23 protein-coding genes are annotated in these 26,571 nt (G+C 58.7%); 8 read left to right on the top strand and 15 right to left on the bottom strand.

Going from position 1 to position 26,571, the window contains the following annotated elements; genetic code table 11:
• Window positions 1-37: 37 nt before the first annotated feature.
• The 8 genes from FVB43_RS04875 to FVB43_RS04840 form a co-directional block, all read right to left on the bottom strand.
• Window positions 38-2,035 carry an oxidoreductase gene (locus FVB43_RS04875; RefSeq protein WP_167863484.1) on the bottom strand — a complete coding sequence of 666 codons (1,998 nt, stop codon included), beginning with the start codon at window positions 2,033-2,035 and terminating at the stop codon, window positions 38-40.
• A gap of 35 nt (window positions 2,036-2,070) precedes the next feature.
• Window positions 2,071-2,850, bottom strand: a complete 780-nt coding sequence (locus FVB43_RS04870) for an amino acid ABC transporter ATP-binding protein (RefSeq protein ID WP_277950365.1) — start codon at window positions 2,848-2,850, stop codon at window positions 2,071-2,073.
• On the bottom strand, window positions 2,847-3,809 hold the full coding sequence (locus tag FVB43_RS04865; protein WP_167863483.1) for an amino acid ABC transporter permease: 963 nt from the start codon (window positions 3,807-3,809) through the stop codon (window positions 2,847-2,849). The genes FVB43_RS04870 and FVB43_RS04865 overlap by 4 nt, the downstream gene beginning before the upstream one ends.
• A 176-nt stretch (window positions 3,810-3,985) precedes the next feature.
• Window positions 3,986-4,825: a transporter substrate-binding domain-containing protein gene (locus FVB43_RS04860; RefSeq protein ID WP_167863482.1), complete on the bottom strand. Its 840-nt coding sequence runs from the start codon at window positions 4,823-4,825 to the stop codon at window positions 3,986-3,988.
• 27 nt (window positions 4,826-4,852) lie between these two features.
• A complete protein-coding gene (locus FVB43_RS04855; protein ID WP_167863481.1) occupies window positions 4,853-6,019 on the bottom strand; it encodes an FAD-dependent oxidoreductase in 1,167 nt (388 codons plus the stop codon).
• Window positions 6,016-7,611 (bottom strand): ABC transporter substrate-binding protein, encoded by a 1,596-nt coding sequence (locus FVB43_RS04850; protein ID WP_167863480.1) that lies wholly within the window; start codon window positions 7,609-7,611, stop codon window positions 6,016-6,018. Before FVB43_RS04850 ends, FVB43_RS04855 begins: the two co-directional genes overlap by 4 nt.
• Window positions 7,612-7,625: 14 nt before the next feature.
• Complete coding sequence (locus FVB43_RS04845) at window positions 7,626-9,299, bottom strand: hydantoinase B/oxoprolinase family protein (RefSeq protein ID WP_167863479.1); 1,674 nt, start codon at window positions 9,297-9,299, stop codon at window positions 7,626-7,628.
• Entirely contained in the window at window positions 9,296-11,413 is a 2,118-nt protein-coding gene (locus FVB43_RS04840) for a hydantoinase/oxoprolinase family protein (protein ID WP_167863478.1), read from the bottom strand. Before FVB43_RS04840 ends, FVB43_RS04845 begins: the two co-directional genes overlap by 4 nt.
• Before the next feature lie 216 nt (window positions 11,414-11,629).
• On the opposite strand from FVB43_RS04840, the gene FVB43_RS04835 reads away from it, so the two are divergent.
• The 4 genes from FVB43_RS04835 to FVB43_RS04820 all read left to right on the top strand — a co-directional run bounded on the left by FVB43_RS04835 (window position 11,630) and on the right by FVB43_RS04820 (window position 15,932).
• The gene (locus tag FVB43_RS04835; RefSeq protein WP_167863477.1) at window positions 11,630-12,613 is read left to right on the top strand and encodes an ABC transporter permease; all 984 of its coding nucleotides are present in this window, start codon (window positions 11,630-11,632) and stop codon (window positions 12,611-12,613) included.
• Window positions 12,613-13,494: an ABC transporter permease gene (locus tag FVB43_RS04830; RefSeq protein ID WP_422718014.1), complete on the top strand. Its 882-nt coding sequence runs from the start codon at window positions 12,613-12,615 to the stop codon at window positions 13,492-13,494. Before FVB43_RS04835 ends, FVB43_RS04830 begins: the two co-directional genes overlap by 1 nt.
• Window positions 13,491-15,182: an ABC transporter ATP-binding protein gene (locus FVB43_RS04825; protein ID WP_167863476.1), complete on the top strand. Its 1,692-nt coding sequence runs from the start codon at window positions 13,491-13,493 to the stop codon at window positions 15,180-15,182. The genes FVB43_RS04830 and FVB43_RS04825 overlap by 4 nt, the downstream gene beginning before the upstream one ends.
• A 135-nt stretch (window positions 15,183-15,317) precedes the next feature.
• Window positions 15,318-15,932, top strand: a complete 615-nt coding sequence (locus FVB43_RS04820; protein ID WP_167863475.1) for a Fic/DOC family protein — start codon at window positions 15,318-15,320, stop codon at window positions 15,930-15,932.
• Here FVB43_RS04820 and FVB43_RS04815 read toward each other — a convergent pair.
• Entirely contained in the window at window positions 15,929-16,087 is a 159-nt protein-coding gene (locus FVB43_RS04815; RefSeq protein ID WP_167863474.1) for a hypothetical protein, read from the bottom strand. The genes FVB43_RS04820 and FVB43_RS04815 overlap by 4 nt on opposite strands.
• 112 nt (window positions 16,088-16,199) lie before the next feature.
• On the opposite strand from FVB43_RS04815, the gene FVB43_RS04810 reads away from it, so the two are divergent.
• On the top strand, window positions 16,200-16,859 hold the full coding sequence (locus FVB43_RS04810) for a DUF1345 domain-containing protein (RefSeq protein ID WP_167863473.1): 660 nt from the start codon (window positions 16,200-16,202) through the stop codon (window positions 16,857-16,859).
• 45 nt (window positions 16,860-16,904) lie between these two features.
• Here FVB43_RS04810 and FVB43_RS04805 read toward each other — a convergent pair whose 3' ends face one another.
• From FVB43_RS04805 to FVB43_RS04785, 5 genes are read right to left on the bottom strand one after another with little or no spacing between them, the layout of a single operon-like run.
• Window positions 16,905-17,666: an amino acid ABC transporter ATP-binding protein gene (locus tag FVB43_RS04805; RefSeq protein ID WP_167863472.1), complete on the bottom strand. Its 762-nt coding sequence runs from the start codon at window positions 17,664-17,666 to the stop codon at window positions 16,905-16,907.
• Window positions 17,663-18,565, bottom strand: coding sequence for an amino acid ABC transporter permease (locus FVB43_RS04800; RefSeq protein WP_167863471.1), 903 nt, complete (start codon window positions 18,563-18,565; stop codon window positions 17,663-17,665). The genes FVB43_RS04805 and FVB43_RS04800 overlap by 4 nt, the downstream gene beginning before the upstream one ends.
• Complete coding sequence (locus FVB43_RS04795) at window positions 18,562-19,458, bottom strand: ABC transporter substrate-binding protein (RefSeq protein WP_167863470.1); 897 nt, start codon at window positions 19,456-19,458, stop codon at window positions 18,562-18,564. Before FVB43_RS04795 ends, FVB43_RS04800 begins: the two co-directional genes overlap by 4 nt.
• A 3-nt stretch (window positions 19,459-19,461) precedes the next feature.
• Window positions 19,462-20,811 (bottom strand): LLM class flavin-dependent oxidoreductase, encoded by a 1,350-nt coding sequence (locus tag FVB43_RS04790; RefSeq protein ID WP_167863469.1) that lies wholly within the window; start codon window positions 20,809-20,811, stop codon window positions 19,462-19,464.
• Window positions 20,812-20,826: 15 nt separating this feature from the next.
• On the bottom strand, window positions 20,827-22,143 hold the full coding sequence (locus tag FVB43_RS04785; RefSeq protein ID WP_167863468.1) for an MmgE/PrpD family protein: 1,317 nt from the start codon (window positions 22,141-22,143) through the stop codon (window positions 20,827-20,829).
• 318 nt (window positions 22,144-22,461) lie between these two features.
• Between FVB43_RS04785 and msrA the strand changes: the two genes are divergently transcribed.
• Window positions 22,462-22,998 carry a peptide-methionine (S)-S-oxide reductase MsrA gene (msrA, locus tag FVB43_RS04780; RefSeq protein WP_133846730.1) on the top strand — a complete coding sequence of 179 codons (537 nt, stop codon included), beginning with the start codon at window positions 22,462-22,464 and terminating at the stop codon, window positions 22,996-22,998.
• Here the strand turns inward: msrA and FVB43_RS04775 are convergent, their stop codons facing one another.
• Entirely contained in the window at window positions 22,999-24,369 is a 1,371-nt protein-coding gene (locus tag FVB43_RS04775; protein ID WP_167863467.1) for a DHA2 family efflux MFS transporter permease subunit, read from the bottom strand. It abuts the gene before it with no gap.
• 111 nt (window positions 24,370-24,480) lie between these two features.
• Between FVB43_RS04775 and FVB43_RS04770 the strand changes: the two genes are divergently transcribed.
• Entirely contained in the window at window positions 24,481-25,380 is a 900-nt protein-coding gene (locus FVB43_RS04770; RefSeq protein ID WP_159338424.1) for a LysR family transcriptional regulator, read from the top strand.
• A gap of 109 nt (window positions 25,381-25,489) precedes the next feature.
• The gene (locus FVB43_RS04765) at window positions 25,490-26,203 is read left to right on the top strand and encodes an SDR family oxidoreductase (protein WP_242462105.1); all 714 of its coding nucleotides are present in this window, start codon (window positions 25,490-25,492) and stop codon (window positions 26,201-26,203) included.
• Window positions 26,204-26,571 lie beyond the last annotated feature (368 nt).

Here is a 26,571-nt window from a genome sequence, read left to right as displayed (position 1 = left end):
GCAGGTGAAAGACCTCCCGCAAAGGGAGGCGTTGAAATTAGTCAGAACGCCGTACCCGGCCGAACGTACGGGCGGCCAGATAGCCTTCGCGGGTGGCTTCGGTAATACCGCGTGGCGCACGGGCATCACCGATAATCTGCACGGCGATCCCGGCCTGCTGTAAGGCGGTAAATAGCGGGAAGTTCACCGTCGGGACGCGTGAAGTCACCAGTGCCGTGAAACGTTCCGATAACGGCTGCTGTTCACCGGAAAGTGAATCAACCCGGATCAGCGCCCCCTGCCGCAGATGCAGAGACTGATTCACGCTGAAACGGCAGCCAAGACGGGCGAGACGCGCCACGGCCGGTAAGCGTACCGTGCCATTCAGCCCTTCGCCGGGATAGGTCAGCGGCGTGACAAACTCAATCTGATGCCCCTGCGCCGCCAGATACTCAGCCACACTCAACGCCGCGCGGCCGCCCCATTCGTCATACACCAGCACCGGCTGTAAGCCGTCCAGCGGCTGCGTCAGTGCCTGGCTGACCGTCAGGATCTGACCGTTAAACGCGTCCAGCCAGCCAGCATCAGAGACTTCCTGTGCACCGCAGGCGACAATCACCTGGTCCGGTGCGCTCGCCAGCAAGCTTGTCGCATTCACGTCGGCCCCGAGGCGCAACTCAACGCCCGATACCGCCAGTTCACGTTCGAACCAACCGATGATGTTGCGCAGGTCCTGGCGATGCGGCACCTTCTCAATCAGTGCCAGCAGGCCACCTGGCTGTGACTGGCGGTCATACAGCGTCACCCGATGCCCCAGCAGAGCGGCGTGGCGCGCGGCTTCCAGTCCGGCGGGCCCGGCGCCAATCACGCTGACGTTTAACGCGGTGTCGACCATCACGGCAGCGTTATCACGTTCATCCACTTCGCGCCCGGCTACCGGGTTAAAGGCACAATGAATGGGTTTTCCATCGGCAACGCGCTGCCAGCAGCCGGACTGAATACCGACGCAGGGCCGCACGCTATCAGCCTCACCGCGCTGTGCTTTCAGCGGCAGGTCGGGGTCGGCCACCAGCTCACGCGCCATCGTCACCGCATCGCAGTAACCGTCGCGGATCAGCTGCTCTGCCAATCCGGCCGTCAGCACGCGTCCGGCGAGAAAAATCGGGATCTGGCGCGGATGCTGGCTGAGCTTACGTGCGGCTTCACGCCATAATGCAGGCGGGAAACTGGCATCCGGTAAGTTTGTCGATACACCCCAGCCGCTGGAAAAGTTGCCGCCGCTGACCGAAACGTAGTCCAGCAGGCCGCTGTCCATCAGAGCCTGAACCTGTTCGGTCAGCTCTGTCTGCGTCTCTTCCTGCGGCGAGAGCTCAAGATTGACCCGCGCCCCCACCACCAGCCGATCGCCAACCCGCTGACGCACCGCCACCAGAATGGACCAGGCCAGACGGTTGCGGTTCTCTGCGCTGCCGCCCCAGCGATCTTCACGGTGATTGGTTTCCGGGGACATAAACTGCTGTACCAGGTTGCCATGACCAAAATGCAGCTCGATGCCGTCAACGGCGGTCTGCGCCACCGCCTCAGCCGCTCTGGCAAAATCCTCAATAATTTGCAGTATCTCGCTGTCGGAGAGCGGCGTCGGCACGCGTACCTGCTTACCATATTCGCGGTGTGGCACCGCAGAGGCAGACCAGAGGATCTCATCACCCCGGTTCGGCCCGAGAAAAGCCTGCTTCCCCGGATGGTTCAGCTGCACAAATGACAATGCACCCTGCGCCTGAATGCGCCGCGCCAGTTCGTCATACTTGCCGCTTTCTGCCTCATAAAGGGCATAAAAATCCCCGGCGCCGGGGCTGACGGCATTGGCCTGGGTGATCACCACCGCCGCCCCGCCCTCAGCACGCCGGGCTTCATAGGCCAGCAGGTCTTCGTTGTGTGTGCCCGGTCCAAGGCTGGTGCCGTGCCCGGAGTTAATAATCCGGTTACGTAGGGTACGCCTGCCGACCTTCAGCGGGGAAAATAGGGTGTCCGCCTCAGCGGTCAAAACATCTGTCATCGTCACTCCGGGGTCATTGTCAGCATGAAGCGCCATCAGTGGGCATGGATTTGATGGAGAAACTCGCGCGTGCGCGCTTCCTGCGGGTTATCCAGCACCTGCGCAGGCGGGCCATATTCCACAATGCGTCCGTGGTCGAGAAACGCCACATGGTCGGCCACGCGGCGGGCAAACCCCATTTCGTGGGTGGCAATCGCCATGGTGATCCCCGTCGCGGCCAACTCGGCAATGGTCGCCAGCACTTCGCCCACCAGCTCGGGATCTAGCGCACTGGTGGGTTCATCAAACAGGATCAGCTGAGGCTCACGCGCCAGAGTGCGGGCAATCGCCACGCGCTGCTGCTGCCCGCCGGACAGCTCCCCCGGATAAGCGTCGGCTTTATGGGCCAGCCCCACTTTTTCCAGCAGATCCAGGCCACGCTGGCGAACAGCGCGCCCGGCCCCCAGCAGCGAAGGTGCCAGCGTTACGTTCTGCAACGCGGTCAGGTGCGGAAAAAGGTTGAACTGCTGAAACACAAAACCAATCCGGTCACGTTCGCGACGCGCCTGTTTTTCACTGGCATGGAATAACCGTCCTTTCTTCAGCATCACGCCCAGCGGGGCATTATTAAAGAAGATCACCCCACCATCGGGACGATCAAGGGTCGCCAGCGTGCGTAACAAGGTGCTTTTCCCTGAACCGGACGGGCCGATCAGACACAGCACTTCCCCGGCCGCGATATCCAGATCGATACCGTTCAGCACATGATTTTCACCAAAGCTTTTCGACAGATTACGGGCGCGTAAAATAGGGACAGGAGGCGAAGGTGCCGTCATGGTTTTTTTCTCCCGGTTAAACTGTTTTTCACTACGCGGCGATAGCCCCGTGAATAATATTTTTCCGTCCAGGACTGCCCCAGAGAAAGTAATGAGGTAATAAAGACATACCAGAGTGTTGCCACCATTAGCAGCGGAATGATTTTATAATTGCGGTTGTAAATTAACTGCGCGGAATAAAGCAGTTCCGTTACCGCCACCACGCTGATAATCGAGGTGCCTTTCAAATTATCAATCAGGAAATTACCCAGCGCCGGAATAATGGTGCGCAGCGACTGTGGAAAAACGATTTTTCGAAATATCTGCCCGGATGACAGACCGAGCATTCTGGCTGCTTCCTGCTGCCCTTTCGGCACCCCCAGCAATCCGCCACGAATAAACTCGGCGGAGTGTGCCACGCCGTGCAGGGTCAGCCCGAGGATGGAAGCGCCGAGCGCGCTGATCAAATCGTTGGTCGGAATGCTCCACAGCGGCGGCAGGCCGGGTAAACCGATATTCAGCTTAGGCACCAGGTAACCGATATTGAACCAGAACAGCAGCTGCACCAGCAGCGGCGTGGCGCGAAACAGCCAGATGTAGCACCAGGCCAGCAGAGAAATCACCGGGTTGGCTGACAGTCGCATCACTGCGATCAGCACGCCAAACACCATACTGAGGAACGTCACCAGCAGCGTTAACCACAACGTGGTCCACAGCCCGGCAAGGATTTGCGGATGAAACAGATACTGGCGCACCAGCGGCCAGTCAAACGCCTGATTGTCTGCGGCCTGTAGCGCCAGCCAGCCTGCAATCAGCAGCGTCAGCACGCCCAACAGCCAGCGTCCAAGGGGGAACGCCTGCGCGATACCCTGCTCCTGTTCCAGTCTGATCAGTAAATCAGCGTCAGAGGTAATCTGTTTTTGAGGCGCAGGATCGGCGCGTTTTTCTGGTGAAATAAATAAACGATCGACATCAGACATGCTGTTTCCGCATCAGGACAGGGTAAATAACAGTCTTAATTTTTTACACAGCACAACGCAGCATCACAAACACCTTTTCCGGCTATTTATTGTCATATTTCGGATATCAGAAAGGAATGATTAGCGGTATTAAATAAAACGGCGGCAATAAAAACAGTGCCGCCGTTAACGCTATATCAGGACTGTGGATTCACAATAATTTCTTTTAATGCTACTGACTCAACGCCATATTTTTTCAGGATCTGCTGGTAAGTGCCGTCCGCGATCAACGCATTCACCGCACTGGCCCAGGCCTGAGCATTACCCTGCTGTTTATTGACGGAAAAACCGGACTGCCCGCGATTAAACGTTGGCCCGGTCACGCGCCAGTCCGGATCTTTTTTGGTGATCCAGCCCGCCTCCCCGGTATACACCGGTGTCAGCTCCGCCTGGCCACTTTTCACCGCCAGCCAGGCCGCCGAACGCGACGGGAAAATGGCGATTTTCAGTTCGGCTAAGCCGCTGGTTTTACACTGATCTGCCTGCGCACTGAGCGCCTCCAGCGTTGACTGCCCCGCCAGCGCTGCCACCGAATGTCCACACAAGGAGGTCAGGCTGTTATCCAGCCGAACCGGGCCACTGGTTTTGGTGATAAACGAGTACCCTGCGTCGATCAGCGGAATAATATCGACGATTTTCTGGCGTTCAACGGTGGCATCGGTGCCCAGCGCAAAGTCATAACGCCCGCTTTGCAGGCCAGGAATAAAGCTGTCGAAGGTGCCGTTCTTCACCTCGATCTTCGCCCCCAGTTTTTTGGCGGCGGCCGCCACAATCTCATAGAAATACCCGGTATTGTTGCCCTGCTCATCCAGGTAAACCAGCGGTTCATAATCGTTCTGCATAATGCCGTGCAGCGCCTTATCGCGCAGCGGTGTATTCAGCGGGGCGTCGGCGGCCATCGCGGAGGAAACCAGCGTCAGGCTACCGGCAAACAGCACAGCATGCAGTTTCGTTAACGTATTAAGCGTGAAAGTCATTGCAGTATCCCAGGTGAAAGAAAAAAATTAACGTGAATAAACCGCTTCCGGTTCATGGAACTCGCGCCCCGGATCAAAACAGCCCCACTCCTGTGACAGATCGACCTGCCCGGTTACGGCGGTTGCCAGCAGTTCGCCCAGCGACGGTGCCAGCTTAAAGCCGTGGCCGGAAAGCCCCAGCCCTACATAGACCCGCGAACCAGCATGGCGTGCACCCAGCAGCGGAGCCTGATCGAAGGTGTAAGCTTCCGGGTAGGTGGCACCCCCGACAATCGCCCGTTCAGCGCCGTTGACCGCCGAGGTCAGATGCAGGTCAATGCGGTCAATAATGCCGGGCGTCAGTGCGCTGCTCTGATCCACGGCGCGTTTGCCCGGATGATGCTGCTCGTCGAATTCGGCATCACCGACAAAAAACTTAAAGGATTGCCCGTCGGGCATCGGCTGAGTGTTCCACATCGGACGGCCCGCACTGACGCGCATGGTGGCCGGAAACGCAGCAGTATCGAACCCGCTCTGTTGTGGCAAGTGGAAGGTCAGCCCCAGCCGCCGCGAGGAGAGCGCCACGTCCGGTAACAGGGCTTTGCCCCAGGCGCCGGTGGTCACCACCACCCGGTCGAAATGACGGCGCTCGCCGTCAATATCCAGCGTCACGCCGTCGTCGTTTTCCGCAATATCGCGGATGGTGGCGCGTTCATGCACTTTCGCCCCCAGCGCCTCCGCTTGCCTGACCGAGGCGATAAGCAGCTCGTGCGTCAGCAGTACCCCGCCAGCCGGGTCGAACAGCCCGACTTCATCGTGGTCCACATTCAGCCGTGGAAAGCGCTGGTTGATCTCATCACGACTGAGCAGCTCATAAGGCAACTGCTGTTGCTGCGCGGACTGCAAAACCGCGTTAAACCACGGGCTGTCCGCGGTACCCAGCGTCAGAAACCCGGAGGACCAGAACAGCTGGCGCTGCTGCTCCGCCTCCAGCTGCTGCCACAGCGCACGGGCGCGCAACAGCAGCGGGGTGTAGCGCTGCCCTTCACCGTAAATCAGACGGTACTGACGCGTTTTCCCCCCGGAGGCACCGAACTCATGCCCCACCCGGTACTGTTCAAATCCTTCGACGGCAATCCCCTGGCGGGCCAGTGCCAGCAGGGTGGCGCTGCCCAGCGCCCCCAGACCAATGACGGCAACCTTAAGCTGGCTCATTTCTGCTCCACCCAGACGGAGGACAGATTGCCCTCCACGCCGTCAGCGGTCACGGAATGGTCATGCACGCGGCGGTTGTAGATAGTGATAAATTCCGGCGAGACCAGGTTGATGTCGGGCAGGTCGTGCTCCACGATCTGCTGGAACTGTTTAAATTCTTCTACGCGCTTCACCGGGTCATTTTCGGTCTGGGCCGCTTCCAGCAGGCGGTCGACCTCCGGGTTGTGGTAGTGCGACGCATTCGAGAACGGTACGCCTTTGCGGAAGTTCTTCGACCAGTAAATGCGCTGTACGCCAACCGTCGGGTCAAACAGGTTGCTGTGGCCGTTCAGCGTGAACGCAAAGTCACGGTCGGTATAAATGCGACGTACGAAGGTGGAGAGATCCTGCGCACGCAACGTCACGCTGATCCCCACTTTTGCCAGCGCCGAGCGGGTGTATTCAGCGGTTTTCTTCAGATCTTCCGCAATCGGGTTGTAATCCAGTGTGACACTGAAGCGGGTGCCATCGCTGCCGCGTGGATAGCCAGCCTCGTCCAGCAGGCGATTTGCCGCGGCCAGGTCAAACCCGTAAGGCGAAGGTGACGGATCGGAATACTGAGTTATCCCCGGTGCAATCGGTGATGCGGTGGTTTTCGCATAGCCGAAGTACGCCACCTGGCGGATCACGTCGCGGTTAAGGGCATGCGCAACGGCCTGACGCACGCGCAGATCCTTAAAGCGAGCATCATCGAGGTTGAACTGCAACGACGAGACGTTATGCGAGTAGCTGTTTCCCCGGGTTTCGAAACCGAGCTGCGGCAGCGCTTTTAAGCGTTTGAGGTCGCTGAGCGCCACAGGCGAACGATAGCCCAGGTCGGCTTCGCCGGTTTCAAACGCCAGCGAACGGGCGGCGGCATCTGGCACAAAACGAATGATCAGCCGATCCACATAGGGCCGGGTGCTGTCCCAGTAGTTCGGGTTACGTTTGTACTGCACATAACTGCCGCGCACCCATTTCTCGAAGATATAAGGCCCGGTGCCCACCGGCGCGCTGTTATTGGGGTTGGTCAGCGGATCTTTATCCTGATACAGATGTTTCGGCAGGATCGGTGACTCCGCCGCAGCAAAGGCTTTAAGCAGGTAAGGGGCCGGTTTGGACAGCACAATCACTGCCGTCAGCGCATCCGGTGTTGCAACCTGGGTGACGTTGGCAAAGGTACTGGAACCACGCGGGTGAACCTTTTTCAGCAGCTCAATGGACCAGGCCACATCCGCCGAAGTAAACGGCTGACCATCATGCCATTTAACCTCCGGGCGCAGATGGAAGGTATAGCGTGTGCCGTCGGCGCTCACTTCCCATGACGTCGCCAGCTGCGGCTGCGGCTCCAGCTGCTCGTTGTAACTCAGCAATCCTTCCGTCACTTTGGCGCTGACGCTCAGTGCCGGGGTCGCCACCGTGGTCAACGCCACCAGCGCAGGCGGTTCGTAGTTGATAATCATATTCAGCGTGCCGCCGCGCTGCACATCGGCCGCCAGCGTGCTGGCACTCAGCGCCAGCCAGAGGGAAAGCGCCAGCGCACCACGACGGGCGCTGAAGGTTAACGAAGACATAGTCACTCCTGTTTTTATTCTGCTGCAGCCGACCAGCCGTAGATCGCCTGTGCGGCATCCTCGCTAATCAACTGGTTAGTGAGATCGCGTTGTACCGCCTGCGGGTCACGCGTTGTCGGATCGCCGATGCCGCCGCCCCCCGGGGTTTCCACCACCAGGTGTTCGCCCGGTGGGATCACCTGCCGTCCTTTGCCCTGTAATATCGCACCGGAAGCCAGCGTCACGCGCCCCGGCGCGCCGTTGCCGCCACCGTCAGCGCCCAGCGCCGGGAACAGAATGCGATCCCATGCTGCCCCCAGTTCCATTGGCGCGGCATCGCCGTGCGACACTTCAATCACCTGTCCCAGGCCGCCGCGCAGGCGTCCGGTACCGCCAGAATCCTGGCGATACTCTTTACGCCAGAACACCACCGGGCTGATCGATTCGAGAATTTCGACAGAGACATTGCGCACCCCGCTGGGGAATGAGGTGGTGGAAAGGCCGTCCAGCCCCGGACGCGCCCCGGTTCCTCCGGTGGAGAAACTGGTAATGGAGAAGCGGCGCTGTTGCAGGAAATCAGCGGCGTTATAGCCCGGTAGCACGTGGCCGCCGGACAGCTGGATATTCCACAAGCAGGAGGCCCCTTCCGCAGGCACCGCATCGGGTACCGCCTGGCGCAGGCAGCCAAACACCACATCCGGCAGCATCTGCCCGATAATATGGCGCGAGGTCACCGCCGCCGGATACGGCGCGTTAACAATTGATCCCTCCGGTGCCTGAATGGCAATCACCCCCAGTGAACCGGCATTGTTCGGCACATCCGAACCAATCAGGCAGCGGATACCAAACGAGGTGTAAGCATCGGTATACGCCTTCACCACGTTGATCCCCTTCGCCACAAAGCCCGAAGTCCCGGCGAAATCGACGGTAATGCCCTGCGCGTTCAGGGTCAGTTCAGCCTGTAGGAAAATCGGCTGGTCAAAGCCATCCACCCACATCCCGTAACGCCAGCCCCCGGCTGGCCACTGTTGTAACGCGGCCAGCATTGCCTCACGCGAATGTTGCAGAATATGCTCGCCGCTGGCCTGCAAGTCTTCCAGACCAAACTCCGCCATCATCGTCAGCAGGCGGCGTGCGCCTACGTCATTACAGGCCACCAGCGCCAGCAGATCGCCTTCAACCTGCTCCGGTTCGCGCACGTTGGCTTTCACAATCGCCAGCACGTTGTGGTCCAGTTCACCCCGGTGAATAAACTTCAGCAACGGCAGGAACAACCCTTCATGGTAGATCTGATGTCCATCCGGTCCCGGCCCGAGACCACCGATATCCACCACGTGCAGGGTGGCGGCAAACAGCGCGATCAACCGTTGTTCACGAAACACCGGGGTCACCATCGTCATATCGTAAAGATGGCCGGTGCCCTTCCACGGATCGTTGGTGAGATAGACATCACCCGGCTGCATTCCCTCTGCCGGGAACGCCCGCAGAAAATGTTTCACCGACTCCGCCATCGAATTGATATGGCCCGGCGTGCCGGTCACCGCCTGGGCAATCATGCGCCCGTCAGGCAAAAACACCCCGGCGGAGAGGTCACCCGCTTCGCGCGTGGCGGTGCCGAAGGCCGTGCGGATCAGCGTCTGTGCCTGCTCCTCGACTACTGAAATCAGCCGATCCCAAATCAGCTGGTGCTGAATTAACTGCATGCTCATTTTGCCTCCGTGATGTCATCGTGGCGGTTGAGGATCAGGTGACCGTGCGGCGTCAGCCAGGCATCAAATCCCGCTTCCACCAGCGTGGTGGTTTCCTCCTCAACAATCAGTGCCGGACCCGGTACCCGCTGCTGTTGCGGCAGGGTCTCGCGCTGATAGACCGCAACCTCATGCCACTGATGTTGCGCATCCAGCAGGCGGCGCACCCCGCTGCGCTGCGCGGCGCTGACGGACTGCGTCGGTTCAGACACGTCATCGGCGGTCGCTGGTGGCGGCGTGGTGCTGACGTTCACCGTCCAGCTGATCGCCTCCACCGGCACGGTATCCAGGCTGCGGCCATAGAGTTCGCGATACACCGTGGCGAAACGCACGGCGAGTTGTTGTACCGTCTCTGAGGAGAGTTCGCCTTCTGGCAGCGCGACACTGACTTCATGGCCCTGCCCGGCGTAGCGCAACAGCGCACTGCGCTGCACCGTCAGCGCGGTATCACCCGCCGCCTGCGTGACAATGTCACGGGCCTGCTGCTCCAGCCCAGCCAGTACCTGGTCCACCGCTTCGCGGTTAATCCGTGCCAGCGGCTGATAGAAACTGCGTACCGCCTGAAACGCCACCGGCGCCCAGAGGAACCCCAGCGCCGATCCCACTCCCGCCGAACGCGGGATCACCACGCGTCGAATACCCAGCTTGCGCGCCAGGCTGGCGGCCTGTAACGGTGCGGCACCGCCAAACGCCACCAGGGTATAACGGGCAGCATTTTTTCCCAGCTCCGTGCCGTGCACGCGCGCGGCGTTCGCCATGTTTTCCACCACGATCTGCGCAATCCCGGCGGCAGCCACCTCCACCGTGACGCCGAGCGGCGTGGCAATATGCTGATCGATGGCCGCCGTGGCTTTCTGCCGATCAAGCTGTACCTTGCCGCGGGCAAAACTGTCCGGGTCAATCACTCCCCGTTGCAGGTTGGCATCGGTCACCGTCGCCAGTTCACCGCCAAGGCCGTAGCTGGCCGGGCCTGGTGCAGAACCCGCGCTATCCGGCCCGACCTGGATGCGTTTCAGGCTGTCGATGCGCGCTACCGATCCGCCGCCCGCGCCGATCTCGACCATCTCAATGACCGGAATACGCAGCGGCAAACCCGATCCTTTCTGATGACGATGGGCGCGACCAAATTCAAAGCTGCGCGAGATCTGCGGCTGATAGTTGTCGATAAAACAGATTTTGGCGGTGGTGCCGCCCATATCGAAGGAGAGAATGCCGGGTTGCTGTAACTGTTCACCAATCTGGCGGGCGAGGATCGCGCCGCCCGCAGGCCCGGACTCCACCAGACGGACCGGCTGATGAATGCCGTTTTCCAGCGTGGTGATGCCACCGCCAGAGGTCATTAAAAACAGCGGAACCTGGAGGCCGCGTTCGCCCAGTTGCTGTTCCAGCCGGGTGAGATATCCCGCAATCAGCGGCTGAACATAGGCATTGGCGCAGGCCGTCGACAAGCGTTCATACTCACGAATTTCCGGGCATACTTCACTCGACAGCGTCAGCGTCAGTGCGGGCAGTGCTTCGCGCAGCAGTTCGGCAATCCGCTGCTCGTGGCGCGGGTTGACGAAGCTTTGCAGCAGAACGATGGCGACACTCTCGATGCGCTGTTCACGCAGCTGATCGGCAATCGCCAGCACCTGCGGTTCATCGAGCGGCGTCAGTACCTGGCCTGCTGCATCAATCCGTTCCTGCACGCCAAAGCGCCAGTGCCGCGCCACCAGCGGTTGTGGTTTTTGCAGCAGCAGATCGTACTGGGCAAAGCGATCTTCCTGACCAATCTCCACCAGATCGCGAAAACCTGCGGTGGTGATTAACGCGGTTCGCGCCCCTTTACGTTCAATTAAGGCGTTGGTCGCCAGCGTGGTTCCCAGGATCAACTGGCTGACGGCGGAGAGCGGTCGCCCAGCCTGTTGCAGCACATCATCAATACCTGTAATCACCCCTTCTTCCGGGTTACCCGCGGTGGTCAGCACTTTGGTGGTATAGCGCGCTTCCCCGGCCAGCAGTACCACATCGGTGAACGTGCCCCCCACGTCCACCGCCAGCCGCAGGCTGCCGGGCGGTGTTGTTAATCCGGACATAGCTTTTCCTTTTGACGGTCAATAAACAGGGGGATATTTAGAGGGAGTTAGCGGAGCGCGACTACTGAGTTATTGTGATTTGTTAACCCGTATTTCACCTAAGTTGCTTGTTCGTTTTCCTGCTTTACTTCGGCAGAAAAAGCATTAATTCGTCACCTGCAGGTCTGCTAGTTTCTCTCGCTGATGCAAAATTTTCTGAAGCGGAAACCGATGGTTATGAATGTCTGGAAACGTCTCTCTCTTACTCTGCTGCGCACGCTGTGGCATGCCATTCCGACGGTTCTTGGCATTCTGGTGATCATGTTTATCGTGCTGCAGTTCGTGCCCGGCGATGCCGCCGATGTGATGGCCGGGGAATCAGGCGGTGCCAGCGAGGCCACGCTGACTCTGCTGCGCCAGCAGTACGGGCTGGACCAGTCCTCGTGGCAGCAGTTCCTGCACTGGCTGAACAATATCGCCCACTTTAATCTCGGGTTCTCACCGCGTTTTAATACTCCGGTGACGGAGCTGATCCTCTCCCGCTTACCCAATACATTGTTTCTGATGCTGGCCGCCCAGGCGCTGGCGGTGTTCTTTGGGCTGCTGCTCGGTGCTTTGATGGCGATTAATGTTAACCGCTGGGGGGATCGGGTGATTTCACTGCTGGTGTTGCTGCTCTATTCACTACCCGGATTCTGGATCGGCCTGATGCTGCTGGTGCTTTTTTCCGTCAGGCTGGGCTGGCTGCCGAGCGGCGGTAACCTGACGTTGGGCGCCGATCTGCACGGGCTGGCCGCGCTGACCGACCGCCTGCGCCATGCCGTGCTGCCGGTGCTCGCGCTCGCCAGCTTCTTTATCGCCATCTACGCCCGCCTGACGCGTGCCACCATGCTGGAGATCACCCACCAAGACTATATCCGCACCGCCCATGCCAAAGGGGTTCACCCGCTGCGGGTCGCGTTGCGTCATATCCTGCGTACCGCCCTGATCCCGGTCACTACCGTTGCAGGCATGCATATGGCCACGCTGCTGAGCGGCGCGGCAGTGGTGGAAACCGTCTTTTCCTGGCCGGGGCTGGGGCGACTGGCGCTGGATGCGGTGATGGCACGCGATTTTAACGTGCTGCTGGGGATCCTGCTGTTTTCCTCCTTGCTGGTGATTGTCACCAACCTGTTGGTTGATTTACTGCACGCGGCCCTCGACCCGCGCATTAAGGCCTGATGATGACGTTATTGAACCCGGAACTGGTATTACATGCTTCTCCCCGTCGGCGGGCGCTGCGCCAGCTGTTGCGAAATCCCGCTGGCGTAACCGGTCTTATCCTGTTGTTGCTGATTGTTATTATGGCGCTTGGCGCTGACGTCTTTTATCCCGGTGACCCGCTGGATATGGTAACCACGCCGCTGTTGTGGCCCGGTGCGGAATCTCAGTGGCTGCTGGGCAGCGATGCGATGGGCCGCGATCTGGCCGCCGGTATTTTCCACGGATCGCGAGTGTCACTGACTATTGGCCTGAGCGCCGCGCTGGTCAGCCTGGTGGTGGGTGTGGTGGTGGGTGGCCTGAGCGGCTGGTATGGCGGCGCCATCGACAGTGCGTTGCTGCGGCTGACGACCCTGTTTCAGACCATGCCGGCGTTTCTGCTGGTTGTAATTGCCGTCGCCATTACCACGCCCTCGGTGACGCTGATTGCCCTGGCGATTGGCTTCACCTCCTGGCCGACCGTCGCCAGACTGGTGCGTGCCGAATTTCGCGTACTGCGTGAAGCTGAGTTTATTCTTGCCGCACGCACTCAGGGGTTCTCGTCGCTGCGCATTATGGTGCAGGAGATGTTGCCCGCCACGCTGCCCTCGCTGATTGTGACCGCTTCGGTCATGGTGGCGAATGCCATTTTAATGGAGTCCGCGCTGGCCTTTCTCGGCCTTGGCGACCCTAATCAGATCAGTTGGGGATCGATGATTGGCAGCGGTCGCGAGATGCTGCGCACCGACTGGTATCTGACTGCGGTTCCTGGCCTGGCGCTGGTGCTGGCGGTTCTCTCCCTGAATCTGCTGGGCGATGCGCTGAATGATGCGCTCAATCCACGACTGAGGCAGCACCCATGAATCCGTTACTGAAAATTGAACAACTGAGTATTGATTTCCCCGGCCACCGTGCGGTGCACCAGCTGGACCTGACGCTGCGCTCGCGGGAGTTGCTGGCGCTGGTGGGTGAATCCGGTTGTGGGAAATCGACGACCGCGCTGGCGATCCCGGGTCTGCTGCCACCGCAGGCCCGCCGTCAGGGGCGCATTCTGTTCGATGGCGTAGATTTGCTTACGCGCACGCCACAGCAGTTACGCGCCCTACGTGGCAGCCAGATCGCCATGATTTTCCAGGAACCGATGACCTCGCTGCATCCGGTTCATACTCTCGGCAGTCAGCTGATTGAGGCACTGACCATTCATCAGCCGCTGAGCCGGGCAGCCGCACGACGCCGGGCCATTGAACTGCTGGATCTGGTGCGCATCCCCTCCCCTCATCAGCGTATCGACAGCTACGCCCACCAGCTCTCCGGCGGGCAGCGGCAGCGCGTGATGATTGCAATGGCGGTGGCCTGCGAACCCCGGTTACTGATTGCCGATGAACCTACTACCGCGCTGGACGTCACGGTACAGCAGCAGATCCTCGAACTGCTGGATAACCTGCGCCAGCAGCTATCGATGGGCGTCCTGTTGATTACGCACGATCTCGGGCTGGTAGCGGAGCGCGCCGACCGGGTGGCGGTGATGGTGCGGGGAGAAAAAGTGGAAGAAGCGGTCTGCGACCGCCTGTTTGCCGACCCACAACATCCTTATACCCGCGGGCTGATCGCCAGTTCGTTACACCATCAGGACAGCCTGCACTATCCGCAGCAGCGCCTGACGGAGATCCGCCAGCAGCCTGATGCCACATCGCAGACGGCTTTCAGCCTGTTTACGCCACCGGTACTGGAGTTTGCCCCGCGGGATCCCCACGCCGCCCCGCTGTTATCGGTACGCCATCTCAGTACCGACTATGTTCAGCAGGGTGAACGCATACGCGCGGTGGATGACGTCAGTTTTGATCTTTCGCCGGGGGAAACCCTCGGCCTGGTGGGTGAATCCGGGTGCGGAAAATCCACCCTGTCGCGCACGCTGCTGCGGCTGCTGAAGCCAGCTGAAGGCGAGATCCTGCTGGCAGGGGTGGATATCAGCCAGCAAAACAATACACAGTTGCAGCCGCTGCGTGACAAGGTTCAGATGATTTTTCAGGATCCTTACGGTTCACTGAATCCCCGCCGCAGCGTTGGGGCGATTCTCGACAGCGTGCTGCGGGTAAAAGGCATTAAGGATGCACGCCTGCGCGATAAAAAAATCCGCACCATGCTCGATCGCGTTGGCCTGGCGCAGAACAGTGTGCAGCGCTATCCCCACGAGTTTTCCGGCGGCCAGCGTCAGCGTATCGGCATTGCCCGTGCGTTGATTGTAGAACCTGAGCTGGTGATCTGTGATGAAGCGGTTTCCGCGCTGGATGTCTCAGTGCAGGCCCAGATCCTCAATCTGCTGGTGGCGCTGAAACACGAGATGTCGCTGTCCTATCTGTTTATTTCGCACGACCTGGCGGTGGTCCGATATATTGCCGACCGGGTGATGGTGATGCAGCAGGGGAAAATCGTCGAGAGTGCCGAGCGCACGGCGCTGTGGAAGGCCCCGCGCCATCCGTATACCCGGCAACTGATGACCGCCGTTCCGGGTACCGGTCGCTACCCGTGGCAGCAGGAGCAGATGGCGTAAATTAATTTTTTGGCCCAATCAGCGGATCTGTTTTTCAGCCATCCGAAACTTGACTCAACATTAGGCGTTGAATGATATCCGCACAACACACTATGATCGCCCTGGTCATGAGGATATTTGGGCGGAGGTCAGTGCTTGTCAAAATATGTGCTTCATTCCGCAGAAGAGCGGTATCAGCCCGGTTCCGGTGATCGGGTATTAGCAAATAAACGAGGGATCACCGATGCAGAAGATATGGAGGCTCTGGAGTCTGGCTTGCTACTGATGCTGTATGAACATCTGTTTATCGGTTCTCAGCCTCCCGCAACGCTCACTTTTGCCGTTATCCGCGAATGGCATCGTCAGTGGCTGGGTAATGTGTACGACTGGGCAGGGAGACTGCGTAACGCTAACCTGGCGAAAGACGGGTTCCAGTTTGCCGCAGCCAGCAGGGTTCCGCTTCTTATTGATAATTTCGAAAGACAATTTCTTGTCAATTCTGGCGAGCTGAATTCCTTATCCCGCACGGAGCTGGTTCGCTATCTGGCTGAAAGTCATGTGGAATTCATTTTGATCCATCCCTTCCGGGAGGGCAACGGACGTTTATCACGGCTGTTGTGTGATGCGCTGGCAGTCCGGGCGGGAAGAGGGTTACTGGATTACAGTCTGTGGGACGAACATAAGACGTTTTATTTTAAGGCTATCCAGGCAGGAATATCCGGTAATTACCGCCCTATGCTGCAACTGGTCGGCGACATTGTGCCAGACTAACGGGCGAGGCCAACGGCTTTTGCCTGAGCCAGATTGAGTTTGAGCTGCTGCTCGATTTTTTGCACGGACACACCTGTTTCAATCGCAGTTGAACTGGCAACAGCACGATAGATTTGAGTTTTAGTAATTTGATGATGCGCTGTTTTTTTTGTCATGTCGGAAGCCCCGTTGTTCAGGACCTGATTCTAGTTCGGATAAGAACGGCTCGCAAGGACGTTATCAGTTACAGTTAAGGTTATCCTTCTCTTGTGAAAAACAGCTGACACCATGCGTCTTTCCCTGCACCATTACCTCCACGCCCGCCTCCGGTTGCTGATATCCATTGCAGCCGGGCTTGTCTGTTTCGTCGCCCTGCCGACTTCACTGGGCATCCTGCAACGGCTGCTGATCGGCTGGAACGTACTGGCCCTACTGTATCTGGTTTTCCTGTGGGGTCTGATGCTGCGCACTGCGGCGAAAGATATTCCCCGTATCGCCAAAACCCAGGATGAAAGTGCCCGGCTGGTGCTAAGTCTGGTCACACTCGCCTGTCTGATCAGCATTCTGGCTATCCTGATGGAACTGACGTCGCTGAAAGATCTCAGCGGAACTCCGCGCATTCTCCATCTGCTGCTGACGGCCAGCACACTGATCCTCTCCTGGGCGCTGCTTCCCACCGCCTTTGCCATGCATTACGCCCATCACCACTATCTGCATCGCACGCCGGACGTTACGCCGATGATCTTCCCGGAAAAGCCCGACGAACCGGGATACTGGGATTTCCTCTATTTCTCTTTCACCATCGCCGTCGCTTCGCAAACCGCCGATGTGGCAACAGGCACCACCGATATGCGCCAGATTGCCCTGCTCCAGTCGGTGATCTCGTTTGTGTTTAATCTGGCGATTCTGGGGTTGTCAGTGAATGTCGCGGCGGGGTTGTTAAGCTAGGTAACAGAGGCAAAACTTCTGCCTCCGGGAGGAGGCAGAATGGCATTACAAAACGCTGGCCAGAAACTCGCGCAGGCGCGGGTGCTGCGGGTTATCCAGCAAAGTACGGGCATCACCGCTTTCCACCACCTGGCCATTATCCATAAACACGATATTATCGGCGACCTCGCGGGCAAAGCCGATTTCATGGGTCACCACCACCATCGTGATACCGGAATGCGCCAGCTGTTTCATCACCTGTAACACCTCGCCCACCAGCTCCGGGTCCAGCGCTGAGGTCGGTTCATCAAACAGCATCACTTCCGGCTCCATCGCCAGCGCGCGGGCAATCGCCACACGCTGCTGCTGACCACCGGATAACTCGCGTGGCCAGGCCTGGGCGCGATGCGCCAGCCCGACCTGCTCAAGCAGTTTCAGCGCACGCGCTTCCACCACAGAGCGTTTCTCGCGGCGGATACGCAACGGGGCATCGCTGATATTTTGCAGCACGGTGCGGTGCGGGAACAGGTTAAACTGCTGGAACACCATCCCGATGCGCTGGCGCTGTACGGCGACGAGCTTTTCTGGTAACTCCACCAGATGCTGCCCCCGGCGGCGGTAGCCCACCAGCGACTCACCAACATGAATCGTCCCGGCATCCAGTTTCTCAAGATGGTTAATGCAGCGCAGCAGCGTCGATTTACCCGAACCGGACGGCCCGAGGATCACCGTCACCGATCCGGCAGCAATATCCATATTGATATCCCGCAGCACCGTTTTCCCTGAGAACTGCTTGTGAATGCCGCGCAGGCGGATCGGTTCACTCATGACTGCGCCTCCTGTTGTTCAGCAGCTTTGCGGAACCAGCGTTTTTTCACCGGCGCATTTCCCCGGCTGAACCACACTTCCACATAATGCTGCCCCACCGACAGCACCGACGTCATCAGCAGATACCAGGCGGTCGCCACCAGCAGCAGCGGGATCACTTCATAGGTGCGCTGATAGATAATCTGCGCCGAATAGAGCACATCCTGCAGCGCAATCACCGATACAACCGCGGTGGTTTTCAACTGACCGATCACCTCATTACCGGCCGGAGGCAAAATGGTACGCATTGCCTGCGGCAGCACGGTCTGGCGAAAAATCTGACCAGGTCGATAGCCCAGCGCTTTAGCGGCTTCCAGCTGGCCCGGATTGACACTCTGGATCCCGGCGCGGATGATTTCAGCCGCATAAGCAGACTGGTGCATCACCAGCGCAATCACCGCCGCACTGAACGGGCTGATGACTTCGTTGGTGCTGGCGCTCCACAGCGTGCCCAGATACGGCAGAGAGAGCGTCAGCTTTGGATAGAGCGCGGCAATGTTGTACCAGAGGAACAGCTGCACCAGCATCGGTACTGCGCGGAAAAACCAGGTATACGCCCAGCTGACTCCCACCAGCACCGGGTTGGCCGACAGACGCATCAGCGCCAGCAGCGTGCCCCCGGCAAACCCGAACAGCACGGAGATCACCGTCAGTTTGAGAGTCATCATCACGCCATTGAGGATCGAGGCTTCCGTCAGGTTCTGCGCCACCACGTCCCATTCAAAACGCGGGTTGCTGACCACAGACGAGCCCATCAGCGCCACCAGCAGCAGCACGATCAGCGCGCTGAACCAGCGCCCGTAGTGACGATGCCCGACAATACGCAGCCCGGCGCCGGGGTCGTCAGGCCGCTGACTCATTTCGCGATCTCTTCATTCAGACCGGCGGTTTTCACCGCGCCGAAGCCGATTTCCCATTTATCGAGGATCTGCTGGTAAGTACCATCTTTGATCAGCGAGTTCAGCGCCGCCTGAATTGGCTTCTCCAGCGGTGAGCCTTTCGGCAACGCCATCGACACAATGGTATCTTCGATAGTGATCTCACCCGCCAGCGCCAGTGCTTTCACCTGGCTAGCCTGATAGCGCAGGCCTTCATACGGCCCGAAGAACATCGGTACACGGCCACTCATCACTGCCTGTACGCCTGCCGGACGATCCGGGAAGACAGGAATGGTGATAGCCGGTTTTTTATCGGCGATGCAGGCATCGCTGGCGGTCTGCAGACGGGTGATCTGTGAAGTGCCCGCTCCAGCGCCAACGGTTTTACCGCACAGTTCAGCAAAGGTGTTAAACGGCCCCAGTTCAGCGTCTTTACGCGAGATCAGCGCCAGCTTCGATGCATTGTAATAACCGACAAAATCCACCTGCTGCAGGCGCTTTTTGTTGGCATCAATATTCGAGGCGGCCAGATCGTAACGACCGGATTTCAGACCCGGAATGATATTGTCGAACCCGCCGGTATCACGCCAGTGCACGGCAATCCCCAGACGGTCGGCCACCGCACTGACGATATCAATTTCGCGTCCCGCGAGGGTCTTGTTATCCGCCTGGTAGAAGGTGGTGGGCGGCGTATTCGGGTTGGTACCCGCCACGAGATACCCTTTTTTCAGGATATCTTCCGGCAGCTGGGCATGTAACGTTGCATCAGCCTTCGGTTTGACGCTGGCGGTAAACGCCACGTCCTGGTCAGCCGCCAGTGCAGAAGTGAGCGGCGCCAGGGCCAGCAGAGCAGCGGTCAGGGCAGAAAGTTTCATCAGTTATTCCTTCTCAGTCGCCAGCGCGGGGACGGCGGCAAAATTTTCATCAAACGGCGGCAACCCGAGGTTTTCACGCAGGGTGCGGTACTGGTATTCGGTACGGAACAGGCCACGGCGCTGTAACTCAGGCACCACCAGCTCAACAAACAGTTCCAGCTGGTTTGGCAGCACGGCAGGCATAATGTTGAAGCCATCGGCCCCTTCCTGCTCCAGCCACAGCTGGAAATCATCGGCGATATCCTGCGCCGTTCCGACGATCACGCGGTGTCCACGGGAGCCCGCGGCCACGGCAGCCAGCTGGCGCAGAGTCAGGTTCTCGCGTGCGGCCAGCTCAGTCAGCAGCTTCACACGGCTCTGCCCCCCTTCCGTACCGCCAATTTCCGGTACCGGACCGTCCAGCGGGTAAGCGGTCATATCCACACCAAAGCGCGCTGACAGTTGCTCAATACCGTTATCGATGTCGACCAGCTCATTCAGCTGGTTCCAGGTTTCCTGCGCTTCTGCGCGGGTACGACCCACAATCGGCATCACGCCCGGCAGGATCAGCAGATGGTCAGGATGACGCCCGGCCTCACGTACAAACTGTTTCTGGCTGCGGTAAAAAGCCTGGCCCTCTTCCAGCGAGGCGGCGGCAGTAAACACCACTTCGGCGGTTTCCGCGGCCAGCCTCTGGCCTGCCGGGGAAGAACCGGCCTCAATGATCACCGGGCGCCCCTGCGGCGAACGGGCAATATTCAGCGGTCCCTGCACCTGGAAGTACTTGCCGTTGTGATTAGCGGCATGGATTTTCGCTTCGTCGGAGTAACGGCCGCTCTCTTTTTCACGCACGATAGCGCCCTCTTCCCAGCCGTTCCACAGCTTGAAAGTGACATCGAGAAATTCGCGTGCCATATCATAGCGTTCCGCATGGGATGGCAGATCTTCACGGCTGAAGTTACGCGCAGCATCAATAGAAAACGAGGTCACCACGTTCCACGCGCCGCGACCCCGGCTGATGTGATCCACCGAGGAGAGCGCACGCGCGAGGTGAAACGGCTGGTCAAAAGTGGTTGAAGCCGTGGCTGCAAGGCCAATGTGTTGCGTCTGCACGGCCAGCGCAGAAAGCAGCGTCAGAGGTTCCAGACGGGACATGGTAGACGGCAGACGATGTACGCTGGTGGCCAGCGCATCGCCGACGAAGAACATATCAAACTTACCCTCTTCACCCTTTTTGGCGATCCAGGTAAACCAGTCAACATCAGTGGGTGAACCGCTGGCACCTTCCGCACGCCAGCCGCCCACATGGTGGCCCAGCGCCTGAACAAACAGACCAAGGCGCAGCTGACGTGACGACGTTTTTTGCACAGACATGGGAGATCCTTTTCGTTATTGGCTAATCAGAAAAATAAGACGGTGTAATGCAGCAGCATCCGGCAGACGGGCATCGTTAATGATGCTCTGCGCCTGGGGTGCAGGCAGTGCGGCAAGACTGCGCTGTAATTTGGCCTGCACATCGGTATAAGCGGCGGCCGTGGTGCGACGGGTGACGCAGTGGCTCAGGGTACTGCCATCGCGCAACCACAGCGTGACGCGGTGAAAACGCCGATCCGGGTCCAGTTCATCGGCCGGTGCCGTCAGGTCTGGCTGACGTGTCACCCGCGCGGCCAGTGCCGCGATAGCCGATTTCACCGGGGCTTCGCTGTAGTGTTCCAGCGCTACGCTGCCGTTAATCAATGCATCGGCGATGACGTATTCAAGACTGAAGCGCGCTTCCACGCCGTTTTTTGGCGCAATAATATTGGGGGCTGTATCTGCGCCTGGCGGGAAACTGACCTCAATACGTTCGATGTCGTCCGGGCTGGCGTCCTGCCCGGCAGCAAGCCGCTGTTCGCGCAGGACAAACGCTGCTTCGGCGGCGCTGTGAGTGCCGCCGCAGGTCGGATAACGTTTAAACTCCAGACCCGGTTCCACGATGCGCCACGGCTGACCCCAGCCGCTGAGCAAGGCCTGCGGTTGTTCCACACCAAAACCCAGCGCCTGCAGGAAGCTTTCCAGTACACCGTTGCTCTGCGCACGGAACCCGGCCTGCGCCAGCAGTGCGCTGTTAACGGCACTGCGTGCGGCCAGCCCGGCGTGCAGGGGTTTGGCGGCTGAACCGAACTGGCTGCGCAGCCCCGATGCCTGCGTTGCCGCCAGACCGAGGGCAACCTGGGTTTCTTCCTGGCTGAGCGCCAGCAGACGGCAGGCAGCTCCCGCAGCGGCAATCGTGCCCAGGGTGGCGGTGCTGTGGAATCCTGCGGAATAGTGACGCGTACCGATGGCTTTTCCCAGGCGGCCAGCCAGCTCAACGCCGACAATATAGGCATCGAGGAACCCGTCTACGCTGACCGTTCCTCTCTCTTTGCTCAGTGCCAGCAGCGTGGAGAGCACGACCGTGGTGGGATGACCGCGAAAGTTCGCATGATAATCATCGAAATCCAGCGAGTGGCTCATATAGCCGAGCTGTAAGGCAAGATTCTCGACGGAATGCTCAGCCGGGTAAACGCGGAAGATCGCATCCAGTCCGCTGTCGATAACGCTGCCATGCAGTACAGGAAACAGACAGGCGAAATAATCCGTTACCCCGTCACGGGCATTGCTACGTTCAGGTTCGCCAGGATGGAGGCTGAAAATGGTCTGCGCCAGCAGCGGGGTAAGCGACATGTTCAAAAGACACCTTTTTTAATAAGGTATTGACATAAATCAATACGTTATAAGTTAGTGTTATTTTCTTCGCTTAGAACGCCGCCAGCCAATAACCAACGGTTATAGGACATTCCAAAATAAACTAAGGAAAAACGTTATGAACAGTATCTTTTTCATAACATCCTGTTTCTACCCCTTGGGGGATGACCTGGGTTGATCGCGATATCAGCGACTGTGCGGCCTGAGCGAAAAACGCATTGACCTTGCGAGGTAACACGCTAAGGTGATTCTTATATCAACAGCCCAACAGCAGGAATGTTCCTGAAGGAGTGTCAGATGGCGACAGAATACGCAACCCTCGCCGGAGGCTGCTTCTGGTGTACCGAAGCGGTGTTTAAACAGATTAACGGCGTGGAGTCACTGGAGAGCGGTTACATTGGCGGTCATACCGAGAATCCGACATATAAACTGGTCTGCAATGGCGATACCGGACATGCGGAAGCGATCCGCATTGCCTTTGACCCGGAAAAAGTCAGCTATGGCGACCTGCTGGATATCAGCTTCGCCACGCACGATCCCACTCAGTTGAACCGCCAGGGCAACGATATAGGTACCCAGTACCGTTCGGCTATTTTCCCGAACAGCGCCAGCCAGGCAGAAGAAGCCAAAGCGGCCATCGCTCGTGCGCAGGCTGAGCACACTGATCCGGTGGTAACCACCATCGAAGCCGATGCCACCTGGTATCCGGCCGAAGACTATCACCAGGATTACTGGGCAGGTGAAGGCCAGGAAAATCGTTACTGCCTGGCGGTGATCCCACCTAAGCTACAAAAACTGCGTAAGCGTTTTGCGGCAAAAACCGTCACGGGTTAACTATCCCCCCGCGCCAGCGGATGCAGGGCTGGCGCGGCGTATTGAGATTGCCGCCGTTATCATCCCCATCACAGACAGTACCGCCAGCAGCCACATGACCCATTGATAGCCCTGAACCGCCCCGCCCGCCTGATACAGACGCGTCGCCACTGCGAGGCCCAGCGCCCCCCCCAGGTTATGCAGCGTCCATGAGATCCCGATCCCCTGCCCGTGCTGTGACGGTGTCAATGCGCCCAGTGCAGCGGCAACAGAAGGCCCAAGGATCGCGCCCCATCCCATACCCATCAGAACAAAAGCCGTTATCACCCAATACACCGACTGCGTGCTGCTGAAAGTGCTCTGCAACAGTGCGGATGCCGCCAGCAGCGTGAATCCGCTTGCCATAATCGGCCAGGGCCCGAGGCGATCGCCCAGCCTGCCTGCCAGCGGAGAAACCAGCGCCATCACCAGCGTAACTGGCAACAGCATCAGACCAAGCTGCGCGTCATTTAATGCATAAAGCTCAATCAGCCTGAATGGCATCAACATAAATGCCACACAGTAAAAAATCGCCAGCAATACGGATAATCCACAAGCCCGGCGAAATGTCTTCTCCCGCAGCACGCTGAAATCGATCAGCGGCTGTTGCGTGCGCCGTTCCACCCGCACAAAAGCGGCCAGCAACAGGATAGCGATGCCCAGCGTCACCAGTGAAGGCAGACTCAGCCAGCCCCAGCGCGCGACAAAACTTGCCCAGAGCAGCAACGGCACCAGTCCACTTACCATCAGCAACCAGCCGGGGTAATCCAGCCGCAGGTGACGACGCACGGAATGCCCCGGGATATTGCCGACGCAAAGCGCAAAGCTGAGCAGAATAAAGGGCACATTCAACAGAAAGATGGAACGCCAGCCAAACTGACTGACCAGCAGCCCTCCTGCCACCGGCCCCAGCGCGAGGCCCACGCCGTTGGCCGCAAACAGCAGTCCCAGCGCCCTGCCCCGCTGTGATGCCGGCATCACCTCCACCAGGATCGCGGCTGTCGCGGTATACAGCACGGCACAGCCTGCCCCCTGCAACAGACGAAAGAGATTAAGTATCGCCAGATCGGATGACAGTCCGGCACCCAGCGACGCCAGACCAAATCCGATTATGCCGGTATACAGCACCTGCCGCTGTCCGAAATGCTCGGCGAGGCGGGCGGTGAGAACCATGCAGCAACAGAGCGCCATGACAAACAGGGTCATCGCCCACTGGACTGCATCCACACCCACGGAAAACTGCCGCTGCAGCGCAGGCAGCGCGGTGTTGACGATGGTGAAATCAATGCAACCGAGAAAACTGGCCAGGCAGATACCGGCCTGTAAACGGAACAACTGTGACGGGTTTGTCATAGCAAAAGATGCCTCAAATCAGAATGCCACCAGCGTGACACGATTTAATGTCTTCATTTACGCGATTATTTCGCCATACTGACGAATTAATATCGCCAGTCAGGTGTGCGTATGATTAACAGCGACAGACTTAACAGTATCCGTGCCTTCGTTCAGGCCGCCCAGGCGGGTGGCTTCAGCCTGGCGGCTGAACAGCTTGGCCAGTCCCGTTCTACCGTCGGTAAGGCTGTCGCCCGGCTGGAATCCCGTTTACAGGTCAAACTGTTTCAGCGCACTACGCGTTCACTTTCCCTCACCAGCGAAGGTCAGCGTTTCTATGAAGACTGTCTGCAGATTTTGTCCAGCCTCGATGCGGCAGAGAATCGCCTGGCACTGCATGCCCGTGAACCGACCGGGCGGTTGCGGGTGAGTGCCCCTCCCCTGTTTGGTGAGAAATGGGTGCTACCGGTGTTGTTGCCGCTGACACAGCGCTGGAATTCACTGGCACTGGATATGCAGTTCTCCACCCAACGTATTGACCTCGCGGCTGAAGGCGTCGACCTGGCGATCCGTATTGGCGATCCGGGCCGGCATGCCGATTTGACGGCGCGTCATCTGGGGTCACAGCCGTTGCTACTGTGCGCCTCTCCGGCTCTGGTAGGTCAGGTTCCGCAGATAAACAATCTGGATGACCTCAGCGCTTACCCGCACCTGACGCTACTCGAACAGGAGCGTTCTCAGCCGTGGTTACTGAAGAATCAGCAAGATGAACTACTGCACTGGCCGCCCGCTGAACGGCTGCGTCTCAGTACCATGAGTGCCGTGTATGCTGCCTGTAAAGCAGGACAGGGTATTGCCCAATTGCCGCACTGGCTGGTGAATGACGATATACGCGACGGGCGGCTGGTTGAGATCCTGCCGCAGAGCCGGGGCAGCAGCCTGCCGATCTATGCGGTATGGCTGAAAACGCCGGCGATGCCACAGCGACTGCGCTACGCCATTGATGCCCTGCTGGCCGCCTTTCCTCATTAATGGCTACCAGGAGTAATGCCGCCCGCTGGTAATGCTAAGCAGAATATGTCGTTCGTCTGTATTTTGCATGGGTGGTAACGTCGGAGGATTCCATCAAGAGGAGAAACCTGTGAATCAACCCCTTCAGCGTCCTGTTGCTGTCGTGACTGGCGGCACCAGTGGTATAGGGCTGGCGATAGTCAGAGAACTGGCGGTGAGTCATCTGGTGTATGCGGTTGGCCGTTCAGCCTCTGCACTGGCCGCACTGGAACAGTATGAACACGTGGAAGCGGTCAGTCTGGATTTGCTGGATAACGAGGCAGTCCAAAAATTTGTTTCTCGCCTGCCCGCGTTGGATGTCCTGATACACTCAGCCGCGATTTCCGAACGGCTCACCGTTGAACAGGCAACCCCTGCATTGTGGCAGAAACAGTTCGCCATCAACCTTTTTGCGCCAGCCGAGCTGACACGCCTGGCATTACCTGCCCTGCGTCAGCAGCAGGGCCAGGTTATCTTCATTAATTCCGGTTCAGGCACGCTGGCACTTGCCGGACATGCCGTCTATTCCGCCAGTAAATTTGCTCTCAATGCGCTGGCTCATGCGCTGCGCACGGAAGAGAGTCAATACGGCGTTCGGGTCTCAACGGTTTCTCCGGGCCCAACGGATACCCCGATGAATCGCACCAGCCGCGAACGTGCCGGCGACTTCGCTGCCATCGACCCACTCGCCTACAGCACGCCAGAATCAGTGGCTGCCGCAGTGCGACTGGTGGTGAATGCTACTGAGGATACGCAGATTACCGATGTGGCGGTTCGTCCACGTCGTGACAGTGCCCACCGTTAACCGAGGAGGACAGTATGCAACCGGCTTTTTTTTTCACACTGAAACGGCATATCCGCTTCAGTTACTGGAACGAGCTGTGCGAATAATCCGCTGACTGAACCCGGCCAGACATTGCTTCCTGTTATCTGACAGGGAGCAGTGCTGGCTGGTTTCTTCATCTTCCCCTCCCCCTGCCCTGACTCTTTTTTGCCTCCCCCTTTATCATTGAAATCAACATAACCTGCAATGCACGTATTGTGACGTCTGATAACGACAGGATTCAGGGATTCAGGGATTCAGGGATTCAGGGATTCAGGCAGATTTTTTCCGGGCACGCTGGGTATTACCAGCATCTCAGCATCTCAGCATCTCAGCATCTCAGCATCTCA

This window comes from Erwinia rhapontici, assembly GCF_012271765.1.
Lineage (GTDB): Bacteria > Pseudomonadota > Gammaproteobacteria > Enterobacterales > Enterobacteriaceae > Erwinia > Erwinia rhapontici.
The sequence above is the reverse complement of the archived record's forward strand: the minus strand, read 5'-3'. Positions and strand labels throughout refer to the sequence as shown.

Excerpts from the sequence above, each read along its gene's own strand:
- FVB43_RS04875 (WP_167863484.1), bottom strand. The coding sequence starts at position 2,035 with ATGACAGATGTTTTGACCGCTGAGGCGGACACCCTATTTTCCCCGCTG.
- FVB43_RS04870 (WP_277950365.1), bottom strand. The coding sequence starts at position 2,850 with ATGACGGCACCTTCGCCTCCTGTCCCTATTTTACGCGCCCGTAATCTG.
- FVB43_RS04865 (WP_167863483.1), bottom strand. The coding sequence starts at position 3,809 with ATGTCTGATGTCGATCGTTTATTTATTTCACCAGAAAAACGCGCCGAT.
- FVB43_RS04860 (WP_167863482.1), bottom strand. The coding sequence starts at position 4,825 with ATGACTTTCACGCTTAATACGTTAACGAAACTGCATGCTGTGCTGTTT.
- FVB43_RS04855 (WP_167863481.1), bottom strand. The coding sequence starts at position 6,019 with ATGAGCCAGCTTAAGGTTGCCGTCATTGGTCTGGGGGCGCTGGGCAGC.
- FVB43_RS04850 (WP_167863480.1), bottom strand. The coding sequence starts at position 7,611 with ATGTCTTCGTTAACCTTCAGCGCCCGTCGTGGTGCGCTGGCGCTTTCC.
- FVB43_RS04845 (WP_167863479.1), bottom strand. The coding sequence starts at position 9,299 with ATGAGCATGCAGTTAATTCAGCACCAGCTGATTTGGGATCGGCTGATT.
- FVB43_RS04840 (WP_167863478.1), bottom strand. The coding sequence starts at position 11,413 with ATGTCCGGATTAACAACACCGCCCGGCAGCCTGCGGCTGGCGGTGGAC.
- FVB43_RS04835 (WP_167863477.1), top strand. The coding sequence starts at position 11,630 with ATGAATGTCTGGAAACGTCTCTCTCTTACTCTGCTGCGCACGCTGTGG.
- FVB43_RS04830 (WP_422718014.1), top strand. The coding sequence starts at position 12,613 with ATGATGACGTTATTGAACCCGGAACTGGTATTACATGCTTCTCCCCGT.
- FVB43_RS04825 (WP_167863476.1), top strand. The coding sequence starts at position 13,491 with ATGAATCCGTTACTGAAAATTGAACAACTGAGTATTGATTTCCCCGGC.
- FVB43_RS04815 (WP_167863474.1), bottom strand. The coding sequence starts at position 16,087 with ATGACAAAAAAAACAGCGCATCATCAAATTACTAAAACTCAAATCTAT.
- FVB43_RS04810 (WP_167863473.1), top strand. The coding sequence starts at position 16,200 with ATGCGTCTTTCCCTGCACCATTACCTCCACGCCCGCCTCCGGTTGCTG.
- FVB43_RS04805 (WP_167863472.1), bottom strand. The coding sequence starts at position 17,666 with ATGAGTGAACCGATCCGCCTGCGCGGCATTCACAAGCAGTTCTCAGGG.
- FVB43_RS04800 (WP_167863471.1), bottom strand. The coding sequence starts at position 18,565 with ATGAGTCAGCGGCCTGACGACCCCGGCGCCGGGCTGCGTATTGTCGGG.
- FVB43_RS04795 (WP_167863470.1), bottom strand. The coding sequence starts at position 19,458 with ATGAAACTTTCTGCCCTGACCGCTGCTCTGCTGGCCCTGGCGCCGCTC.
- FVB43_RS04790 (WP_167863469.1), bottom strand. The coding sequence starts at position 20,811 with ATGTCTGTGCAAAAAACGTCGTCACGTCAGCTGCGCCTTGGTCTGTTT.
- FVB43_RS04785 (WP_167863468.1), bottom strand. The coding sequence starts at position 22,143 with ATGTCGCTTACCCCGCTGCTGGCGCAGACCATTTTCAGCCTCCATCCT.
- msrA (WP_133846730.1), top strand. The coding sequence starts at position 22,462 with ATGGCGACAGAATACGCAACCCTCGCCGGAGGCTGCTTCTGGTGTACC.
- FVB43_RS04775 (WP_167863467.1), bottom strand. The coding sequence starts at position 24,369 with ATGACAAACCCGTCACAGTTGTTCCGTTTACAGGCCGGTATCTGCCTG.
- FVB43_RS04770 (WP_159338424.1), top strand. The coding sequence starts at position 24,481 with ATGATTAACAGCGACAGACTTAACAGTATCCGTGCCTTCGTTCAGGCC.